Below are 19,422 nucleotides of genomic sequence, written 5' to 3'. Positions count from 1 at the left end.
CACTGACCATGACTCATCTTCTTTCGTTGAGAAAGAAGCGTCCACTAAACCCAGTGCGGTTCACAGCGCCTGGATCCACGCGAACGAACCCGCCCACCACTGGATGCGGGTTCACATGAAACAGATAGAAACCGAAGAGGAACGGAACATCCGTTGTGCCCTCGACCGGATGGTCCGAATCGATGAACAAGTCGGCGAACAATGGCAATCCGATGTGGGCTGCTGGATCAAAGTCGACATCCACAAGTTCACCCTCGAGGCGGAACGGCGGGTCCGCGAAGCACAGGTTGAACGACTCAACGAACAGACCGAGTTCGGAGACGGGCGGGTCTTACGGCGGCGGTCACCGTTGTCCGGCGATAGCCGCGCAGCACCCCCACCCAGCCAGCAAGTTGGCATTCGCCGGGCGGTAGCCCAGCACCGGAGAACCTTGTGAATGCTTGTCGTGGCCCCCGAGAACTGGAGTGCGTTCTCGCGACCTGGGAACGAGCTTGACTGGGCTGTGGGCCACACGCCACCGTCTCCGCGAGGGCATGATCTCAGCGCTGCATGTGGACCGCCAACTCGGTGCTTGCAACTCGGCCGCTTCGCCCGACTGCCATGATGACGGGATGATCGATGCTGATTCCGCACGGCTGGGAGCATTCGCCCGAGCGAGGGTCTCTGCACAAGCACATATGGCGCGAGCGGAAGCGTATGGCTTGTCCTGGCTAGAAGAAACCGCTACTGAGCTCGTTCTAGTCGGCGCTAGTCCGTTCGTGAAGTTCATACCCTTCACGAAGCGCCAAGAGGGCGGCGCTTTCGGGACCGGCGCTGACTGGCTCTGGTGGTGGGTCGGCGAGGGAGGCGTGTCTTTCGGCACGCTCGTGCAGGCCAAGCGTCTAAAGAAGCGCGATGGAGGGCCCTGGCAAATCGACTTTGGGTATAACTCGGGCCAGCAGCTAAGGAGCCTGCTCGCCACTGCTGACGCCCTCAAGGTGGCCCCCACCTACGCTCTCTATTTCGGTTCACCGAACTACAGGAGCCCAATCGACTGCGGGGCGGACGACCATCCCTCCGATTTCGAAGCGTGCGAGAGATGTAACCGGAAGACGGTTTCATTCCTCGCAGCCATACTGGCGACGCCGGGTTGCGGGGTGGGAAATGACCCAGCGGAGGCGTACGCCCGCTCGGTTCCTATCGAGGATCTTGCCGATCCTGATGTCGAGATCGAGAGCCCGTGGGTTCTACCAAGTCTCGAGCTCGAAGCCGAACTGCGTGAGTTCTTATTTCAGCCGCAAAGTGGTCCTCGAAAGTTCGCAAAGAGCTTGATCGAGCAAGTGTGCCGCATTCGATTCGGGCAGTTTTCGCTGGCTGAAGAAGAAATGGTCGGCACGATCAGCGATGATCCCGTGTTCACATCGTTGCCAATTGATCAGGGACACATGTACACCCCGTACTTTCCTCAGATTTTGAGAGGTCTCAGGCGGACTCCACCAAGCTATGTACTGGACGCTCTCGCCGGAGATAATCCGATGGGATTGGAAACAAACGGTTTGGCGGGCCTAGTCATCGTGGACGCACGCTCGAGCAACTGACTCGCTTCGGCCGCGCAGCCGCAAGGGCGTAGCCGACCACTCAAGGCCCTGCCGACAACGAAACGAGGGTCCCGCTATGCGAACTCACCACCGACGCGTTTCCCAGAATGACCGGTCGCTGATTCTCTCATCGCGCAGTCGCTGTTCCGCATAGGTCGCAACTTCTTCGTAGAAGCTGCGAGCCGGAGAACCGCTCGGATGGCGTGCGGCCACTGCCAAGGCGCCGTCGCGGAGCGCGACGTCTTCGGGATCATCGACGCCGACCGATCGTGAACGCATTCCATACAGGGCAGGACTGTGTAGTCCATGCCGGAGCGATCGTCGGCTGTCCTCATCAAGCGACTCAGCTGCCTTCAACACCTCCTCGACAAACTCGGCATTCTCGAGGACAAATCGCGGCGTGGCGTTCTGCATGAGCCTGGCCGCCAGCAACGCCCGGTTGTCGTTCCCGGATCGAACGAGGTCGAGCAGAACAGCCAGCACTTCGGAGTCAATGGCACCCGCGACTTGTTCGAACAACTCCGACCCGGCCATTGCCCACTGCCGGCGTTCGCTTCGCAACATCCAATCCGTCAGTTCAGTCAGAAGCCTCGCAAAACTACTCGTTCCCCTAAACGCCAGCTCCTCACCCCACGAGTACGGAAGGGCATCGTAGGAACCGCCCTCCTCAATCGACAGGTCCACCCGATCCATTAGGAATTGAAGGGCAGAATCCGGATCAATCCGAATCTGCGCGTTTAGCAGTCGCCCAAAGTCATACCCGTCTAACGACGGCGTCTTGACCAGCCGCTTCAGCAGAGACGCTCGTTCGACATCGGTTAGGTCTGACCACCCAACGATCCTCCCGTCAACAAGGAGTTCTGCAACCGCCTCGGCTAGTTTGGCATCAGTATCGACCGGAGCGGCCATGATGAGTTCGAGCACGAGGTCGTGGTCGTCAGGCTCCCACCACCGAGCAGCCGCTACGAGGCGAGTCGAGACAACGAGGCTGTCCAGCGACGCGAGAGCCCTAACAATCTGCTTCCTTTCACCGTCGACAACCTGACCTCGGCGGGCCGTTACTGCCTCGACAACTAGCAAGGCTCCCTTGGCTCCCATCCCGATGAATGTCTCCGCAGCCTTCCCCGCTCTCGGGTCTTCCTTCGCGAAAAGAGTCGTCATTGCGACACGTTGGCTAGCCATGACGGCCGCGTCGTCGAGCGTGGGGTGACGAAGCAATTCCCGGGCCACACGAGGACGAGCCTCAAAGAGACGATTCAGAAGGTGGTCCGGTGCCAGGAAGCCGCCCGAAGCCTGCTGCTCGTTGCGCATGAGAACGTGCAAGTGCTCCAGAACTTGCTCATCCCCGAGCGCCGTCGACCACGCATCGACGACGAGGTCAACGAGCCGCTGAGAGGATTCGACAGAACGCTGATAGCGGGTCATCGACTGCTCCGCACCCTCGCCGTCGGGGTCATCTTCGCCTTCGTCATCTTCATCCAGAGCCCACCCAGCCCGAAGCAAACGAGCAGCCTGATAGTCAGCGTCGATGTAGAGCCTCTGCCGAGTTTGGCGGGCTAGAGCACGAGGCTCCCCTTCCCCATAGACCGCTTGCCAGTTGAGCGCCCGGTAGGCCGATAGGCGCACGCTAGCGGGCACGGTCGGATCCTCCAGCGTGTCGCCAAGAAGTTCACAGACGAGCCTAAGTTCCGGCGTGACGTGGTCGAAGTGCCGACCACTGCGAAGGGCCGCCCCCAGTACTTCGATCGCCGCAATTGCGGTTCCGATGTCTTCTCGCAGCTGATTGCCGGCGAGCTCGATGACTTGGATCCGCAACGATTCGACAAGGTCCAAATTGATGGTTCGCCGCGACATCTCGATCGACGGCCCTTTCGATCTCGTGATTGTGACCTCGTCGGCAAGCACCGGCAGAAGCAGACGAAGCACTCTCGCCCGTTCAGCGATGAAATCCTCACCGTTTAGCCATCGGCCAAGGACCTCGATGTACTTCGCGTTGATGCTGACGCTCTTATTCGGGTGGTATTCGCCGATCTCGCGGAGCACCCGGAGAGCGTGATCGGGATTCTGATTCTCCATGCGCGGATCGTCCCGACCGATCGTGAAGAGCAAAGTCATGCCTCGCTCGAGCTGCTCCGGATCGTAGGATGCATTGCGAATCAACCCGCTCAAAGCCCGATTGGTTGACGTTGCCGTCACGTAGGGCTCGCCGCCCCACAACTGGGCGAGAGCATCATCTTCGTCTGGGGCTGGGTTCTCCATGATCAGTTCCGCGAGTTCCATGGCGCGCTGCGGATAGACAGCAGCCACGGATTCGACACCATGCACCATGCTCTTGCGGTCAGTGTTCCCGAGTTTCAGGACAGACTCCGCTAGGCCCTCCCAGAGAGACTCGCCAAGTCGAGAATCAGCAACTCCCCGTCGGTACCAGTCGACCAGGCTTACATTCCTGATGGCGTTACCCAGCGCGTCACCGCGAACCAGGCTTCCGACTCGCGTCGCCCACTTGGTGTCGATTCCGGTCCGAGATACAAGTACCCGCTCCAGTACAGCCTCCCCAAGAAGGTCCGGAACGACGCGCACGGACTGCCCGCGCCGCATCACAACCCCAAGGTCTTCCAGCTCCTCCACGGTCTGGACGACCACATGCTGCGGCAGTCCACTCAGACCAGTCACAGAATCGAGAAACTCCGCTTGGTCCAGGCGCGCGGGCTGAACCGTTGCAACGGCATCGAGAACCGCGCGCCGAACGTCGCCATTCGACCCGCGCATAACGACATCGGCGAAGTGGGTAAGGATCTCCTCTCGAAGCCCACCGTTCCCGGCTAAAGCGTTGGGCTGCAGATGTCCTTCACGGATGAGGTGGGCGCCAATGACAATGATCAGGGGACAGTCGTATCCAACGCGAGCGAGCAGCTCTACCGTCTCGGGAGAGACACCCGCACCAAGCGCCTGCAAAGCAAGCTCTTCCGCCTTCGCCATCGTCAGGTCCCCAACCTCTACACGGACTTCCTTGGCCGCCGCAGAGGGAATCGACAGAGCGCTGAGTAGGTCAGCTTCCGACTTCGGCCGCACAGAGAGCACAACCGTGGCATCGGGGCGCGCCAACCGAATGCCCAATACGAGCGCCGTCACGTTGGTGTCCAAACTCAACGCATCATCGAGGACTACGACCGGTGCACCTTCAGGTAGCAGGTCAAACATGTCCGGTGCGATCGGTCCTCGAGACGCAAACCGTACCTCGCGACCGGCGTCGGTGCGGGCGAATTCCGTAAGAAGTCGTGTCTTTCCGATTCCGCCGCGACCGACAACCAACACCGTTGGCTGATGATCGGTGACAAGTCGACATAGATGATCCAGCTCGTCGCTGCGTCCAACGAGATCGAACTGACGGTCATAGCCAAGACGCCCGGCAAGTGCGGGTTCAAACTCCTGCACCGGGAGCCACGGCGATGGAGCGGCGATGCCAAGAAACTCCTCTCGCAGACGCGGAAAATATGCGTCGACGAGCGCGAGTTGCTTCTCCTTCGGGAGTTCACGGACACGCGCGGCAATATCCTCCCCATCCCACAGCGACCACCCGGGGTTCTTTGCCACCTCTAGTCGCGCCCCTGGCGTCGCAGTTAGCCGACTCAACGCAATGAGCCCTGATGTTGTACGCGCCTCGGGCAGCACCGCCGTGACTGCAGCGTCCACATCTTTCGGACCGAAGTTCTGCTCGTGCTTGCACTGAATTCCTATGCGCTGTTGGTCCCCGTTGGCAAAGACATCGACGCCATATTGCGCAAAGCCCGTGGATCCGTTTCGGGTCACCTCCCAACTCGGGTGGAGACCGCGGTAGAGATCCCTCACGAAAGCTTCAAAGGCCTCGTCGCTCAGCTGGTCGAACGGGAGGAATCGGATGCGCGGCTGACCCGCCGGAGCGGCCGAAGACTCATACCCGCCGGCGACACGAGCAGCGTCTACATCGATACCGAGAAGTTCACATAGCACTGGAAGCTGATTCAGCCGGGGCCGCGATCCCCCACGTTCCCAAGTGCTGACGGCCTGCTGCCGTAGGCCGAGATGACGAGCGACAGCCCCCTGGTCGAGGCTCTTGGATTCGCGCGCAGCACGTAGCAACGCCGCGAGGGCGGGAAACTTCATACTCGAAGTATACACGCATTTAATGCGTGCACGCTATTTATGCGTGCGAATCCCACCAATCAGCTGCGCTGGTCCGGCGGGCCCACCACCCATTTGGGCGGTGAGGCGCGACGCGGCGCGCTCGTTGGAATCGGATAGCGTCGCGCTTCGGGAGGGTATCGACTCATGCGCGACCACTATCTGCAGTTTCCGTCGGACGGACTAGCCTCAGCTGGAACCGTTGTTATGGATTGGAACATCAGCGCTCGCATCGAGCACATCCATCGACGCCAAGCCGCATTTGCACCCCTCAACCTCAGCTCTGTGGAGAAGAGCAGATTGCGCAATCTAGCTCTAACGATGCCGGAGAGTGCTTGGGTGGTCGGCGGAATGAGCGCTGCCGAGCCGGAAACCCGTCGCGCTCCCCGTCCGGCAAACATCGTCCGCTACCTGGGCCGCGCGAGCGCCGCCCAGGTCTATCTCTCTGACGCGCGTGACTACCTTCTTCACTTGCTGGACGGCGGCGAGAGCGGCGGGTTGGTCATCGAGTCGAAGGATGAGGCCGCGTCAGACTCATTCGACTATCTCCACTCCTGGTTTATGGTCTCCTACTCGGCCCTGATTACTGCGGCCGCCATCCACGCCGAGGTCGACTTGACTCGTGTGGAGCGTGTGGAAAAGTTCCGCTTCTGGATGGAGCGGGAACTCCAAGTTTCGGCGAGCCGGGAGGCGTGGATCGGGTTCCAGCTGCTGGGTGGCAAAAAAGAGCTTCCGGCTCGCGCTCGGCGACTATTGAAACTCGATCGCACTGGAGATCCACGCGAAGCGATCTGGGGTGCGACGTGGGACCTGATGTACACCCGCCTCCCCGCGCTCATGGCTCAGTCCGCGTTGGCTCGACACACGAGGCCCCCTGTCGTCTTCATCACCGATGACAGCGGGCTCGCCGAATCTCTGATCGGCCTGAAGACCGTCTTCCTGACTCAGAATGCTCACGGTGTTGAGCTATCTGGCGACCACATGCATGTCGAGCTCCTGCACGACGATGTTCAACAACTTGTTCGGGATTACATCAACCGCGAGAGGCGGCGGGTTCTACTCCACGGTCGAGGAATGACCATGTCGGTGAAGCGGCGCGCGGCCTACTTGGCGCGCCGCGCCGAGAGCCGGTGGACCAAACCCGCATAGTCCCTCGTTAGTTCCCGTGCCCCGCCGCGCTGCTGCGCCTGGCCGGACACGTCCTGATCGAGCAGCACGACGAATGGGACGGCGCCGACCGCCGCTACTTCAGCGAACACTCCATGGAACTCCTGAACACCCAAACAGAGGAGGCGAACATCCCCGAACTCACTACGGCATAATCAACAACAGCTGACCCGCACGGTGCCCAGAAACTCCACCACACCGCGGGACGTCACCCTGAGCTACGGCCGAACTCACGAGCTTTCATCGGTGCTCACAGCACCTGCTGGACAATCTATGGCGGGTGAATAGCGCTCGATCAGGAATTACCTTCTTGTATCGGCGCCATCGATGCCGACCGCTGGGAAGGCGATCAGTCTCACCGATATGAGACGGGTCTCACTCTGGATGAGATCCGTCACGGGCTCGCGGCGATTCGGTGGGTGCCCCTGGAGGGACTCGAACCCCCAACCCTTTCCTTAGGACGGAACTGCTCTTCCATTGAGCTACAGAGGCGGATTGACCGCTGACGAGTCTACCGGGTGCGCTCCGGGAGGCGTGGCGGACGGATGCGGGCGCCGCCGCAAGCCCAGCTTTGCGCCACTTCGGCGGGCGTTGCGCCCCTTGTTCTGGCGCAAAGGCCGGGGAGGTGGCGCAACAGGGCGGGCAGGGCAGGGCACGCTGGCCGGCGGGCGCCGCGCGCCCTACGGAGGCGGGTACAGGAAGAGGGCGACCGAGCCCGTCGCGATCGTGCGGCGGTGGTAGTTGTGGTCGCTGTTCTGGTTGTACTCCTCGATCGTGACCGTGCCGTCCCCGTTCACCGACTGCACGTACGCAACGTGGTTGTAGGTGAACCAGGCGACCGATCCGACGATCGGGTCGTGGCTCACGGCCCAGCCGTGGCTCTCCCACGCGTTGGCCCAGTTCCAGGCGCTTCCGCCGCCGGGGGTCATGTTCGACCAGACCCACTTCCACGGGCCGGTCGCGCCGGCGTCGCGGTTCAGGCGCCAGGCGACGAAGTCCACGCACTCGCGGTACTCGTAGTTCAGCGGCGAGAGCACTCCCACCGGGCCGCCGGGCCACGGGTAGTCGTCGCCCTCCTGGCGGGCACCGGGCGATGAGTACGACCCGCCCTGGGCCTTCACCTTCGCCGCCGCTTCGGCTGCCGCCTGGGCACGAGCGGCGCGCTGCGCCTCTTCAGTCTTGCGACGGATCTCCGCGCCACTCACGGCCGTGTAGCCGTCGCGCGCGACCGTGATCTTGGCCGAGACGCTCGGCACCTCGACGCTCTGTGCGTTCGCCTCGGCGAGCACGTGCGCGCCGGATGCCTTGAACTGGGTCTCGCCGCTGCCGGGCGCGAACGCGTACGCGGGCAGCGCGACCGTCAGGAACACGCCCGGAACCACGAGCAGCGTCACGAGGCTGCTGAAGACGCTGCGCTTCTTCTTGCCCTTGGGACCGGTCGAGGCCGACGGCTTCGCGGCCGGCACGGCGACGGATGCTGCGGGCGGCCGGGGTGCGACCGGCACGGCCCGCACGTGCGGCTCGACGGCGGGCACCGCCTCATTCTCGCGCTGGGCGCGCAAGGAGCGACGCGTGGGAAGCACGACTGCAGCGTCGCCTCCGGTGCTCTCCGAGCGGGACCCGTCGTCGGGCCGCTGGATGTCGCCGGGTTCTGTCACAGTGTGTCCTCCGGGGCGCAGATCGGCGCCACGTTGTCGTGCAAAGGCCAGTGTCTCGCAGGAGCACCAGGGAGCACCCTCGGCAAGACCTGCCCCAGACTACGTGACGAGCGCGCGATTGTCACGGCGCGCATTCGAGGCTGAGAGATCGCTCTCACGCAGCGAGTGCCAGGAACTCATCCCATTCTGGAGCGGAATGCTCGAATCCGCGCACGAGCCAGGCCGTTCCCTGGGGCATCCGCGGGCTCACGCGCAGCGCCCATCCCATCTCGCCGGGAGTGCGGTCCGCCTTCTGGTTGTTGCAGCGCACGCAGCACGCGACGAGGTTCTCCCAGGCGTCCCGCCCGCCACGCGACCGCGGGAGTACGTGGTCGATCGTGCTCGCCGACTTGCCGCAGTAGGCGCAGCGGTGCTCGTCCCGTCTCAGCACCCCGCGGCGGCTCACGGGAATCTCCTTGCCGTATGGCACATGCACGTAGCGCGTGAGCAGGATGACCGACGGCCTGTCCCACGACCCCGTATTGCCCCACACCGGGTGGTCCGCGTCGTACTGCAGCATGGTCGCCTTGCCGCTCATCACGAGCATGAGAGCCCGCTTGAACGACACGACGGCGAGTGGTTCGTATCCGGCGTTCAGGACCAGAGTGCGCATTGTCTCCCTCTCGAAACTGCTGGACGGCTTCCAGCTATTCGAACTGCCCTGACCCACCGCCCCTCAGGGCGCGCAGGCAACGAAAAAGGGCACTGTCACGAAGACAGTGCCCTCCTCACCACAGCATGGTGAACGTGCCGGTGCGAATGCCGGCGAACGAACGCACAGCGCTCATCCGTGGTGCGGATGCTGCGTGGCTCATTCATCGGCGCTCCCGAGAATCGGTTGGTCAGGCCTACAGGCTAAACCACGAAACTGACGGATGCTCCACGAGGCGCGCCGGGCCCGCATCCGTTAACGCAGGATTCACACGGCGAAGCGCTCAGATGCCGAGTCGCACGATGAAGTAGTCGCTCGTCCAGAGCGGCTGCACACGCACGGATGCGCCCTCGTACGGCGCGTGCAGGATGTTGCCGTTGCCGGCGTAGAAGCCGTCGTGACCGTCCATGATCACGAGGTCGCCCGGACGGGCGTCATCGATCGAGATGCGGGTGCCCGCGGCGCCCTGCCCCGTCGAGGAGTGCGGAAGCGCCACGCCGAACTGCGCGTAGACGTACTGCACGAAGCCGGAGCAGTCGAAGCCAGCAGGAGTGTTGCCGCCATAGACGTACGGGACGCCCTGGTACTGCAGCGCCACGTTGTAGACCGACGCCAGGTCGAAGTTCGGGTAGGGCGGGTTCGCCAGGAAGTCGCCGACGGACGGACCGGAGTACGAGGCGCCGTACGACGCCATCTGCGTGCGGGCGGATGCGGCAGCGGCCGCCGCGGCGGCGTTGGCTGCTGCGGCCGCAGCCGCGTCGATCTCCGCCTTCGAGGTGGCGGCGTAACCGTCGCGTGCCACCGTGATGGTGGCGGCCGTCTCGGGCACGTCCACCTTCTGCTCGCCGGCCTTCATGCGCTTGGACGTATCGGTTGTCGCGAACGTCGCCTCATTCGAGCCCGGTGTCATTGCGTAGGCGGGCAGGGCGATCGTGGCAACGAGTCCAGCGGCGACGCCCATGATCGTGAGATTGGCGGCGATACGGCGTGCGGGATGACGGGTGTTGGTCTGGGCCAAAGTTACCTCCGGCGCCTCCGGCGGCCTTCTGGCTGCCCCCGTCCACTGCGGTGATCGCGTGCTCATCGGGCGTCACGAGACGGGGTGGGAGGCGTCGTGACCCGAGTCCTTCGGCCTGGTAAGCGGCCAGTGGGACTCAACGACGCTACGTGAGAAGGCCGCGGATGTCGCATCCAGACCAGTGCTCCGCCGGCTTTGGGAGCGCTTTCACAGAAAGCGGATCAGGCCTCGACGAAGATGTGGCCCGCGACCTCGTTGGGCAGTTCGAGCCCTCCGTCCGCGCCGTCGACATCGACGCGCACGTAGGAGCCCGCCTGGGTGAAGGTGGCCGTGGCACCGGGAAGAATGCCGAACTGCTTGAGCTGGGCGAGCAGTTCAGGATCGAACTGCACCGGCTCCGCGAGCCGGCGCACGGTGCGCTGAACCGGAAGCGCCGAAGCCGCAACGAGGTCGACGACGTTGACGACTCCCGTCATGAACGGCGCCGACGCGGTCGCGCCGAGTTCCTCCAGACCGGGGATCGGGTTGCCGTAGGGCGACTCTGTCGGATGGTTCAGGATGCTGAGCAGCTTGCGCTCCACCTGCTCGCTCATGACATGCTCCCAGCGGCATGCTTCTTCGTGCACGAACTCCCACTCGAGCCCGATCACGTCGGCGAGCAGCCGCTCGGCGAGCCGGTGCTTGCGCATCACGTGCACCGCCTTGCTGCGGCCCGCATCGGTGAGCTCGAGATGCCGATCCTCCGAAACGACCACGAGCCCGTCGCGCTCCATGCGCGCGACCGTCTGCGACACGGTGGGGCCGGAGTGACCGAGGCGTTCGGAGATGCGGGCGCGGAGGGGAACGATGTTCTCCTCTTCCAGATCGAGGATCGTGCGGAGATACATCTCCGTCGTGTCGATGAGATCCGTCACTGCACGCCTCCCCTTCCCGCCGCGAGTGCCCTGCCGCGAACTTCGGTCACAGCCTACCGTCGCCCGCGACGCTCACCGTCACGGGCGCAGGGCCGCCCATAGAATCGACCCATGCCTGAGATCACCATTCCCGCATCGATCCTGCCCGCCGACGGACGTTTCGGATGCGGGCCCTCCAAGGTGCGGCCTGAGCAGCTGGCCTACCTGGCCGGCGCGGGGGCGCAGATCATGGGCACGTCGCACCGGCAGGCACCCGTGAAGAACCTCGTGGGCCGCGTGCGCTCCGGCATCGCGGAGCTCTTCCAGGCTCCCGAGGGCTACGAGGTCGTGCTCGGAAACGGCGGATCGAGCGCCTTCTGGGATGCCGCCGCCTTCGGCCTCATCCACAACCGCAGCCAGAACCTCGTGTTCGGCGAGTTCGGCCAGAAGTTCGCCGCCGCCGCCGGTGCCCCGTGGCTGCAGGCCCCCGATGTTCGCTCGGCCGAGGCCGGCTCGCGCAGCGAGGCCGAGCCGATCGAGGGCGTCGACCTCTACGCCTGGACCCACAACGAGACCTCGACCGGCGTCTCAGCTCCCGTGCGGCGCGTGCACGGCGACGAGGGCGCTCTCACCGTGATCGATGCGACGAGCGCCGCCGGCGGCATCGGGTTCGACGCGAGCCAGGCCGACGCCTACTACTTCGCGCCGCAGAAGAACTTCGCCTCCGACGGCGGCCTGTGGCTCGCGCTCCTCTCGCCGGCGGCCATCGAGCGCATCGAGGCCATCGCCGCAGCCGATCGCTACATTCCCGAGTTCCTCAGCCTGAAGAACGCCCTCGACAACTCCCGGCTCAACCAGACACTCAACACTCCGGCCATCTCGACGCTCCTGTTGCTCGAGAACCAGCTCGAGTGGATGAACGGGAACGGCGGGCTCGCCTTCACCGGTGCCCGCACCGCGGAGTCCTCCGGCCTGCTCTACGACTGGTCGGAGCGCGCCGAGTACGCGACGCCGTTCGTCGCGAACCCCGAGCACCGCTCCCCCGTCGTCGTCACGGTCGACTTCAGCGAGTCGGTGAAGGCGGCGGATGTCGCGGCCGCGCTGCGCTCCAACGGCGTCGTCGACACGGAGCCCTACCGCAAGCTCGGCCGCAACCAGCTGCGCTTCGCGACCTTCGCGGCCATCGAGCCCGACGACGTGCGCGCCCTCATCGCCTCGATCGAGTACGTCGTCGAGCACCTCTGAGGCGGCGCGGATGCGGTTGTGGCTGAAAGACGGCGAACGCCGGCCCGATCCCGAGCCGGCGCGAGCCGACGGCCGTAAGGCGGTCGTGGTCGGAACCCTCGCGTGGCTACTCGCCCTCGCGGCCGCCCTCATCTGGCGTGGACGCCTCGTCGCCGCCGGTCATGAGTGGTGGATCACCGTCTGCCTCATCGGCGTCGCCCTCGGCGTCGTCGGCTTCGTCGTCGTGCTCCTCCGGCGCCGCCGCGACTGAGCCGTCGTCGCTCTCGTCGCTCTCGTCGCTCTCGTCGCCGTCGCCGAAGACATCGACGTCGAGATCGTCGTCGAACGAGTCGTCGTCTGCGGGGTCGAAGGCATCCGCGTCAACGTCAACGTCGTCATCATCATCGTCGTCGTCGTCGTCATCGTCATCGTCGTCGTCGTCGTCGTCGTCGAGGTCTGCGTCATCGATGTCGAGGTCTGCGTCATCGATGTCGACGTCATCCGCGTCGTCCTCATCGAGGTCGTCCTCGTCGAGGTCGTCGTCGCCCGCGGCCGACTCGGCGGCCGCCGCCTCGGAGGCCGCACGGTAATCGGCCATCCGCTCCGACCACGGCACCCAGTCTGGTGCGAGCAGCGCGCGTTCACCCGGCATGAGCTCGGCCTCGAGCACGGTGGGCGGGAACCCCTCGGCGCGCCCGACCGTCACCGTCCAGAACCAGCCGGGGTATCCGCTCATCCGGCATTCGAACAGCAGCGAGACCGTGCCGTCCTCCTCGAGGACGTGCCCGGCCGGCTCGCCGACGGTCTCCGCCGGAGTGATCTCGAGCAGGGCGGCGTAGGCCAGCTCGACGGCGTCGAGCAGCTCCCTCTCGGCCTCAGGCATCGAGCTCGTCAGCCACCTTGCGCAGAACGGCGGCCATCTTGTGCGCCCGAGCGGACTCGGGGTAGCGGCCGCGCTTGAGGCCGACGCCGATGATGTCGAGCTCCTTCAGGAGGTCTTCGATGATGACAGCCATGTCGTCGGCGGGACGCCGATTCATCTTCACCAGGCTCGGCGGGGCGTCGATGACCCGGGCGGAGAGCGCCTGAGCGCCGCGCTTGCCATCGGCGATGCCGAACTCCAGGCGCGTGCCGGCTTTCACCTTCGCGCCGGCGGGCAGTGCCGACGCGTGCAGGAAGACTTCCTGGCCGTCATCGGAGCTGATGAAGCCGAAGCCCTTCTCGTCGTCGTAGAACTTGACCTTGCCGGTGGGCATGTGAACCTCGCTTGGTTGTGGGCGCGCCGAAGTGCGACGCCGTCCGGTGTCCAGTTTAGAGGCGCGGTGCTCCTATTGTTGGTGGGGTGAGTCCTGAACCCAACGGGGCGCCTGCCCATCGGGCCGAGCGCGTCATCGCCTCCATGGCTGCCGCGTGCATCGGCCTGTCGATCATCAGCATCATCGCCGTGCTCATCGCCGCGGCATCCGGGCTGAGCCAGACGGAACTCTCGCAGGGGTTCTGGCAGGTGGTCTTCTGGATTCCCGGCATCGGCCTGCCCATCGGTCTCGTGCTCATCGTGGCGTGGCTCGTCACGAGCCTGGTGAGGCGTTCGCGCGAGGCCAAGCGCGCCTGAACCGGCCGAATCGCACCGTGTCGGCGTGTCGGCGAGCGCGACGGAGATCCCCCAATACGCGGTACGAGCGTCAATGGGCATAAGGGTTCGCGGCCGCATTCCACCTGTACGCACGCCCGCGAGAGGATGCCGCGGCGACCGCATCCGGGGGCTGATCTATCCTTGGCAGATGATATGCGTTGCGCCGGGACCGCGAGGCTGAGGCGACGGCGATGCTTCCCCTTGCGACCCGACTGCGCACTCTCCCACCCGAAATCCTGATCGAAGCCCTGCGACGTCGGGATGCCGCGACCACGGGCATCCGCGACTTCTTCGACCTGGCCGAGGCGCTGCTGACGCCCGAGGCCATCCAGAGAGAACTCGCCCAGCTCGATCGCACGCACCTCGCGGTGCTCGCCGTCGCCTCCCGGAACGCCGCTCCGGGTGCGGATCCCGCACGCGTCACCTACGACGAACTGGTCTCGGCTCTCGCCGAACTTCGTGGTGAGCCGCTGCCCCGCACCGACGTCGCGAGAATCGCCGCAGAGCTATGCGACCTCTTCCTCTGCGTCGCCGACAGCGAGGGCGTGCTGCCGTTCCGGGAGGTGGCCGAGCGCTTCGCCGCCTGGCCCGCCGAGGGGCTGCCGGATGTCGCAGCGCTCGCGGCGTTCTTCCCGCCGACACCCGTCGCGACGAATGACACCGTCGACACGCGGCTCGTCGATCGCCTCGCGGCCGAGCACGCCTTCGGAACCACGGCGGCCATCGCGGAACTGGTGACCGCCGTCGACATCGAGCCGGCCCGCGAACTCGGCAAGGGCGGGCTCTCGCTGCCCGACAGCAAGCGACTGGCGCTGGCGATGGCGGTGCCGCTCGAGCGTGTTCCGGCCCACCTGCGCATCGCGGCTCGCGCAGGACTGGTCGGCCGCTCGGGCGCGGACTGGCTCGTCGCCGATGCCGGTTCAACCTGGCTCGCCAGCTCGACCGCCGACCGTTGGCTCATCCTCGTGTCGGCGTGGCACGCGGCCCTGCCGCGCGACGTGCAAGACATCCTCGCGGCGGCTCGGGTTCCGTGGAACGGATTGCGCGCGTTCGTACGCTGGCTCTACCCCGCCGCCGTCGAGACTCTCGAAGCCCGCATCGACGAGTTCGGCGAAGACGCGGAGTACCTCGGCATCGTCGCCGGCGGAACCCCGGGGGCGGCAGGCAGCCTGGTGCTGCTCGGACGGTTGGAGCAGGCACGGGCCGAGCTGGCGGGCAACCTCCCTGCCGAGGTCGAGAAGGTCTACCTGCAGCACGACCTCACGATCGTGGCACCCGGCCCCCTCACCCCCGCGATTGACGCCCGGCTGCGCACCCTCGCCGACGTCGAGAGCCGAGAGCTGGCATCCAGCTACCGCGTCAACGCGTCCTCGATCGGCCGCGCACTGGCGGCCGGCGAGGATGCCGCCTCCCTCACCTCCTTCCTCACCGAGATCTCGCTGAGCGGCATGCCGCAGCCGCTGCGCTACCTCATCGAGGAGACGGCGGCCCGCTACGGCCGGGTGCGCGTCAGCGCGATCCCCTCCGATCCCGGCCGCACCCAGGTGCGCTCCGACGACGCCGGCCTGCTCAGCCAGATCGTGGTCGACAAGTCGCTCTCGGCACTCTCGCTCGTGGCCGCAGGCCCCGGCCGGCTCATCAGCAGGTTCGAACCCAAGATCGTCTTCTGGGCGTTGAGCGACGGGCGCTACCCCGTGGTGGCCGAGGATGCGGCCGGCACCATCGTGCACCTCGAGCGCCGCCGCCTCGCCCGCCAGTCCGCGCCCGAGCGGACGGACCCGTATCCCGACTTCGTCGCGCGCCTGAGGGCAGCCGATGAGGAGCTGGGCGAGACCGGCCAGGCCTGGCTCACGCGCCAGATCGAGGTGGCCATCCGGGAGAGGCGCGCACTCACCGTGAGCGTACGGATGCCCGGCGGCGCGATCTCGGACTACCTGCTGGAACCGACGGCGGTCGCCGGCGGGCGCATGCGGGCGCGTGACCGACGAGCGGACATGGAGCGCACGCTGCCGCTCTCGGCCATCGCGGGCATCAGCACCGAGTGATGACGGGCGACCCGGTAGACTTGACGGCTATGCCTGATGGACCCCTGATCGTCCAGAGTGACCGCACGGTTCTGCTCGAGGTCGCGCACCCCCTCGCCGAGGATGCGCGCCACGACCTGGCCGTGTTCGCCGAGCTGGAGCGCGCGCCCGAGCACATCCACACCTACCGCATCACGCGCCTGGGGTTGTGGAATGCGCGAGCGGCGGGGCACGAGGCAGCCGACATGCTCGGCACGCTCGAGCGCTACAGCAAGTTCCCGGTACCCCAGACGGTAAGCATCGACATCACCGAGACCGTGAGCCGCTACGGTCGCCTCGTCATCGAGCGCAACGACGACGGCGAGCTCGTGCTGCGCTCGGTGGACCAGCCCGTCCTGACCGAGGTGGCCGGAGCCCGGCGCATCGCACCGTTGCTGATCGGGCATCCCACCCCCGACACGTTCCTCATCGAGCCGTGGGCGCGCGGTGCGCTCAAGCAGGAGCTCGTCAAGCTCGGCTGGCCTGCCGAGGACCTCGCGGGCTACACGCCCGGCACGCCGCACCCGATCGAGCTCGAGACCTCGGGCTGGAACCTGCGCGACTACCAGAAGAAGGCCGTCGCGAACTTCTTCGAGGGCGGCTCGGGCGTCGTCGTGCTTCCCTGCGGCGCCGGCAAGACGCTCGTCGGAGCCGGGGCGATGGCGACAGCGAAGACCAACACCCTCATCCTCGTCACCAACACCGTGTCGGCCCGGCAATGGCGCGACGAGCTGCTGCGCCGCACGTCGTTGACGGCGGAGGAGATCGGCGAGTACTCGGGACAGACCAAGGAGATCAAGCCGGTCACCATCGCGACCTACCAGATCCTCACGGCCAAGCGGAAGGGCGAGTACGCCCACCTCGCCCTGCTCGACGCGCTGGACTGGGGACTCATCGTCTATGACGAGGTGCACCTGCTGCCCGCACCGGTGTTCAAGCTGACCGCCGAGCTGCAGGCGCGCCGCCGCCTGGGCCTCACGGCCACGCTCGTTCGGGAGGACGGCCGCGAGGGCGACGTCTTCAGCCTCATCGGCCCCAAGCGCTTCGACGCGCCATGGAAGGAGATAGAGGCGCAGGGCTTCATCTCCCCCGCCGCCTGCTACGAGGTGCGCATCGACCTTCCGCAGAGCGATCGGCTCTCCTACGCGGCAGCCGCCGACGACGAGCGCTATCGCATGGCAGCGACCGCTCCGGCCAAGCTCGGCGTCGTGCGACAACTCGTGGAGCACCACCGCGGCGAGCGCATCCTCGTCATCGGCCAGTACCTCGACCAGATCGAGGAGCTCGCCGAGACCCTCGGCGCGCCGCAGCTGACCGGTGCCACGCCCATCGATGAACGCGAGCGCCTCTACCAGGAGTTCCGCGAGGGAACGACACCGGTGCTGGTGGTCTCGAAGGTCGCCAACTTCTCGGTCGACCTGCCCGAAGCGACCGTGGCCATCCAGGTCTCGGGCTCGTTCGGCTCGCGGCAGGAGGAGGCCCAGCGCCTCGGCCGCCTGCTGCGCCCGAAGGAGTCTGGCCTCTCGGCGAACTTCTACACCCTCGTCGCGCGCGACACCGTCGACCAGGACTTCGCCCAGAACCGGCAGCGCTTCCTCGCCGAGCAGGGCTACAGCTACACGATCCTCGACGCGCATTCGCTCACCGAGATGGCGGCCTGAGCGCCGCCCGCTCTATCCGTCGGGACCGCGGCGCACGTAGCGCAGGAACAGCATCTGCTCGGTCGGGATGCTCGCGGCCAGGCGCATCCGCTGGTGCACGCCATCCGTGCCCTCGGCGATGCGCCTGCCCTCTCCCCCGACGAGCATCGCCGACAGGCTGAGACAGAACTCGTCGACGAGGTCGTTCGCGATCAGGTCGCCGAAGAGGCGCGGCCCGCCCTCGCACAGCACCTTCGGCATGCCGCGTTCTGCGAGGGCCGCGATCGCCAGCCGCAGGTCGACCGTGCGCTCACCGCAGACGATCACCTCGGCGACCTTCGAGAGCTCCGCGCGCAGGGCGGCGGGCGCCGCGGCGTGCGTGATGACGAACCTCGGCGACGGGGCATCGGCGAAGAACGGATGCGAGGCCGGCAGGTCCAGCGACGACGACACGAGCGCGAGCGGCACGTGCACTCCGCCATAGCCCTCGGCACGCACCGTTCCGGCTCCCACCAGCACGACGTCGCCGAGTTCGCGCAGCACGCCGAGCAGGCGCTGGTCGTCGGCGTTGCCCAGGCCTCCGCTGCGACCCTCGATCGTCGCCGATCCATCCAGGCTCGCGACGAAGTTCACGCGTACGTGCGGCGTTCCCCGATCGGCGAGGGCGTAGCGCCGCAGGAGTTCGTCACGGTCGAGCATCGGCTCCGCCTTGCTCCGTGACGCCGGCACCCATGTTGTGCTCCAGGTACGCCGGCTCGCGCCAGCCCTGGATGGCCTCGATCATCCGCACGGCGTCGACGCTCTCGCGCACGTTGTGCACCCTCAGAATGCGCGCGCCGTGCAGCACGCACCACACCGCAGCGGCGAGCGACCCCGGCACCCGCTCGGCACGCGGGCGATCGAGCGACTCACCGATGAAGTCCTTGTTCGAGAGCGCCACGAGCGTGGGGTAACCGAGCGCAACCACCTCGTCGAGCCGGCGGGTCAGCTCGAGGGAGTGCAGCGTGTTCTTGTTGAGGTCATGGCCGGGGTCGAGCACGATGCGCTCGGCCGGCACGCCCTGACGCTGTGCGACGTCGACCCGCTTCCGCAGGAAGTCGGCGACCTCGCCCACGACGTCGCCGTACCGTGGTGCGGGGTAGGCCCGCCGCGGAGCCGCCAGCGAGTGGGTGATGACGAGGGTGGCCGCGCTGTCGGCGACCACGTCGGCCATGAGCGGGTCGCGCATGCCGGTGGTGTCATTGATCACGTGAGCGCCGGCGGCGATGGCCGCCCGGGCGACCTCGGAATGGAAGGTGTCGACCGAGAGCACCGCTCCCGATCCCTGCAGGGCCCGCACGACGGGAATGACCCGCTCGATCTCCTCGGCGACCGGAACGGGTGCGCCGGGGGCGAACTTCACGCCGCCGATGTCGACCCAGTCCGCCCCGTCTTCGATAGCCCGTTCCGCGGCCGAGACCGCGGCATCCAGTGCGAAGGTGGCTCCCGCGTCGTAGAAGGAGTCCGGCGTGCGGTTGACGATGGCCATCACGGCGACCTGCCGGGTGAAGTCGAAGGCACGCGGCCCGATGATCCGCTTCATGTGCGGCGGGCCCCCGATCTCATGTCTGCGAGTCTGTCATCTCGGCCATGCTCCCGCTATCGGGGAGCGCTCGACACGCCCTCGAAGAGTTCCCAGCCAAGTTCCAGACAAACCG

At 66.1% G+C, this 19,422-nt stretch carries 16 protein-coding genes, 1 tRNA gene and 2 pseudogenes; 9 read left to right on the top strand and 10 right to left on the bottom strand.

Going from position 1 to position 19,422, the window contains the following annotated elements:
* Window positions 1-436: hypothetical protein (locus WDJ51_RS03730; RefSeq protein WP_337851086.1), on the top strand; the 436-nt coding region annotated here is incomplete at its 5' end.
* A 175-nt stretch (window positions 437-611) separates the two neighbouring features.
* Window positions 612-1,577 (top strand): hypothetical protein, encoded by a 966-nt coding sequence (locus WDJ51_RS03725; RefSeq protein WP_337851085.1) that lies wholly within the window; start codon window positions 612-614, stop codon window positions 1,575-1,577.
* An 84-nt stretch (window positions 1,578-1,661) separates the two neighbouring features.
* On the opposite strand, the gene WDJ51_RS03720 is transcribed toward WDJ51_RS03725, so the two are convergent.
* The gene (locus WDJ51_RS03720; RefSeq protein ID WP_337851084.1) at window positions 1,662-5,720 is read right to left on the bottom strand and encodes a helix-turn-helix domain-containing protein; all 4,059 of its coding nucleotides are present in this window, start codon (window positions 5,718-5,720) and stop codon (window positions 1,662-1,664) included.
* A gap of 165 nt (window positions 5,721-5,885) precedes the next feature.
* Between WDJ51_RS03720 and WDJ51_RS03715 the strand changes: the two genes are divergently transcribed.
* Both WDJ51_RS03715 and WDJ51_RS03710 read left to right on the top strand, forming a co-directional pair.
* The gene (locus tag WDJ51_RS03715) at window positions 5,886-6,887 is read left to right on the top strand and encodes a hypothetical protein (RefSeq protein ID WP_337851083.1); all 1,002 of its coding nucleotides are present in this window, start codon (window positions 5,886-5,888) and stop codon (window positions 6,885-6,887) included.
* Window positions 6,888-6,898: 11 nt separating this feature from the next.
* A pseudogene (locus tag WDJ51_RS03710) lies at window positions 6,899-7,060 on the top strand (IS256 family transposase); the annotation flags it as partial.
* Window positions 7,061-7,325: 265 nt separating this feature from the next.
* Here the strand turns inward: WDJ51_RS03710 and WDJ51_RS03705 are convergent.
* From WDJ51_RS03705 to WDJ51_RS03685, 5 genes are all read right to left on the bottom strand, one after another.
* Window positions 7,326-7,397 (bottom strand) — tRNA-Arg (locus tag WDJ51_RS03705).
* A gap of 188 nt (window positions 7,398-7,585) precedes the next feature.
* A complete protein-coding gene (locus WDJ51_RS03700) occupies window positions 7,586-8,563 on the bottom strand; it encodes a CHAP domain-containing protein (RefSeq protein ID WP_337851082.1) in 978 nt (325 codons plus the stop codon).
* Between the two features lie 154 nt (window positions 8,564-8,717).
* On the bottom strand, window positions 8,718-9,215 hold the full coding sequence (locus tag WDJ51_RS03695; RefSeq protein WP_337851081.1) for an HNH endonuclease: 498 nt from the start codon (window positions 9,213-9,215) through the stop codon (window positions 8,718-8,720).
* A gap of 322 nt (window positions 9,216-9,537) precedes the next feature.
* Entirely contained in the window at window positions 9,538-10,338 is an 801-nt protein-coding gene (locus WDJ51_RS03690; protein WP_337851080.1) for a C40 family peptidase, read from the bottom strand.
* 155 nt (window positions 10,339-10,493) lie between these two features.
* Window positions 10,494-11,186, bottom strand: coding sequence for a metal-dependent transcriptional regulator (locus WDJ51_RS03685; protein ID WP_337851079.1), 693 nt, complete (start codon window positions 11,184-11,186; stop codon window positions 10,494-10,496).
* Window positions 11,187-11,297: 111 nt separating this feature from the next.
* Here WDJ51_RS03685 and serC point away from each other — a divergent pair, with 111 nt between their 5' ends.
* Window positions 11,298-12,410, top strand: a complete 1,113-nt coding sequence (serC, locus tag WDJ51_RS03680; protein ID WP_337851078.1) for a phosphoserine transaminase — start codon at window positions 11,298-11,300, stop codon at window positions 12,408-12,410.
* 10 nt (window positions 12,411-12,420) lie between these two features.
* Window positions 12,421-12,591, top strand: a pseudogene (locus tag WDJ51_RS03675) (DUF2530 domain-containing protein); the annotation flags it as partial.
* On the opposite strand, the gene WDJ51_RS03670 reads toward WDJ51_RS03675, so the two are convergent.
* Together WDJ51_RS03670 and WDJ51_RS03665 are read right to left on the bottom strand one after the other, a co-directional pair.
* Complete coding sequence (locus WDJ51_RS03670; protein ID WP_337851077.1) at window positions 12,517-13,272, bottom strand: DUF3027 domain-containing protein; 756 nt, start codon at window positions 13,270-13,272, stop codon at window positions 12,517-12,519. The pseudogene WDJ51_RS03675 and the gene WDJ51_RS03670 overlap by 75 nt on opposite strands.
* Window positions 13,265-13,645: a cold-shock protein gene (locus WDJ51_RS03665; protein ID WP_337851076.1), complete on the bottom strand. Its 381-nt coding sequence runs from the start codon at window positions 13,643-13,645 to the stop codon at window positions 13,265-13,267. Before WDJ51_RS03665 ends, WDJ51_RS03670 begins: the two co-directional genes overlap by 8 nt.
* 86 nt (window positions 13,646-13,731) lie before the next feature.
* On the opposite strand from WDJ51_RS03665, the gene WDJ51_RS03660 reads away from it, so the two are divergent.
* The 3 genes from WDJ51_RS03660 to WDJ51_RS03650 all read left to right on the top strand — a co-directional run bounded on the left by WDJ51_RS03660 (window position 13,732) and on the right by WDJ51_RS03650 (window position 17,746).
* On the top strand, window positions 13,732-14,001 hold the full coding sequence (locus WDJ51_RS03660; protein ID WP_337851075.1) for a hypothetical protein: 270 nt from the start codon (window positions 13,732-13,734) through the stop codon (window positions 13,999-14,001).
* A 212-nt stretch (window positions 14,002-14,213) separates the two neighbouring features.
* Window positions 14,214-16,067 carry a helicase-associated domain-containing protein gene (locus tag WDJ51_RS03655; protein ID WP_337851074.1) on the top strand — a complete coding sequence of 618 codons (1,854 nt, stop codon included), beginning with the start codon at window positions 14,214-14,216 and terminating at the stop codon, window positions 16,065-16,067.
* 29 nt (window positions 16,068-16,096) lie between these two features.
* On the top strand, window positions 16,097-17,746 hold the full coding sequence (locus WDJ51_RS03650) for a DNA repair helicase XPB (RefSeq protein ID WP_337851073.1): 1,650 nt from the start codon (window positions 16,097-16,099) through the stop codon (window positions 17,744-17,746).
* Between the two features lie 12 nt (window positions 17,747-17,758).
* Here WDJ51_RS03650 and WDJ51_RS03645 read toward each other — a convergent pair whose 3' ends face one another.
* Together WDJ51_RS03645 and folP are read right to left on the bottom strand one after the other, a co-directional pair.
* The gene (locus WDJ51_RS03645) at window positions 17,759-18,424 is read right to left on the bottom strand and encodes a pyrimidine reductase family protein (RefSeq protein ID WP_337851072.1); all 666 of its coding nucleotides are present in this window, start codon (window positions 18,422-18,424) and stop codon (window positions 17,759-17,761) included.
* Window positions 18,411-19,307: a dihydropteroate synthase gene (gene folP / locus WDJ51_RS03640; protein ID WP_337851071.1), complete on the bottom strand. Its 897-nt coding sequence runs from the start codon at window positions 19,305-19,307 to the stop codon at window positions 18,411-18,413. The genes WDJ51_RS03645 and folP overlap by 14 nt, the downstream gene beginning before the upstream one ends.
* Between the last annotated feature and the right edge of the window lie 115 nt (window positions 19,308-19,422).

Origin of the sequence: Rathayibacter sp. YIM 133350 (assembly GCF_037404875.1) — a bacterium.
GTDB lineage: Bacteria > Actinomycetota > Actinomycetes > Actinomycetales > Microbacteriaceae > Orlajensenia.
Note: the sequence above shows the minus strand (reverse complement) of the source record. Positions and strands in the feature narration are given on the sequence as shown.

Coding starts and splice junctions, on each gene's coding strand:
- WDJ51_RS03725 (WP_337851085.1), top strand. CDS start 612: ATGATCGATGCTGATTCCGCACGGCTGGGAGCATTCGCCCGAGCGAGG.
- WDJ51_RS03720 (WP_337851084.1), bottom strand. CDS start 5,720: ATGAAGTTTCCCGCCCTCGCGGCGTTGCTACGTGCTGCGCGCGAATCC.
- WDJ51_RS03715 (WP_337851083.1), top strand. CDS start 5,886: ATGCGCGACCACTATCTGCAGTTTCCGTCGGACGGACTAGCCTCAGCT.
- WDJ51_RS03695 (WP_337851081.1), bottom strand. CDS start 9,215: ATGCGCACTCTGGTCCTGAACGCCGGATACGAACCACTCGCCGTCGTG.
- WDJ51_RS03690 (WP_337851080.1), bottom strand. CDS start 10,338: ATGAGCACGCGATCACCGCAGTGGACGGGGGCAGCCAGAAGGCCGCCG.
- serC (WP_337851078.1), top strand. CDS start 11,298: ATGCCTGAGATCACCATTCCCGCATCGATCCTGCCCGCCGACGGACGT.
- WDJ51_RS03670 (WP_337851077.1), bottom strand. CDS start 13,272: ATGCCTGAGGCCGAGAGGGAGCTGCTCGACGCCGTCGAGCTGGCCTAC.
- WDJ51_RS03665 (WP_337851076.1), bottom strand. CDS start 13,645: ATGCCCACCGGCAAGGTCAAGTTCTACGACGACGAGAAGGGCTTCGGC.
- WDJ51_RS03655 (WP_337851074.1), top strand. CDS start 14,214: ATGCTTCCCCTTGCGACCCGACTGCGCACTCTCCCACCCGAAATCCTG.
- WDJ51_RS03650 (WP_337851073.1), top strand. CDS start 16,097: ATGCCTGATGGACCCCTGATCGTCCAGAGTGACCGCACGGTTCTGCTC.
- WDJ51_RS03645 (WP_337851072.1), bottom strand. CDS start 18,424: ATGCTCGACCGTGACGAACTCCTGCGGCGCTACGCCCTCGCCGATCGG.
- folP (WP_337851071.1), bottom strand. CDS start 19,307: ATGAAGCGGATCATCGGGCCGCGTGCCTTCGACTTCACCCGGCAGGTC.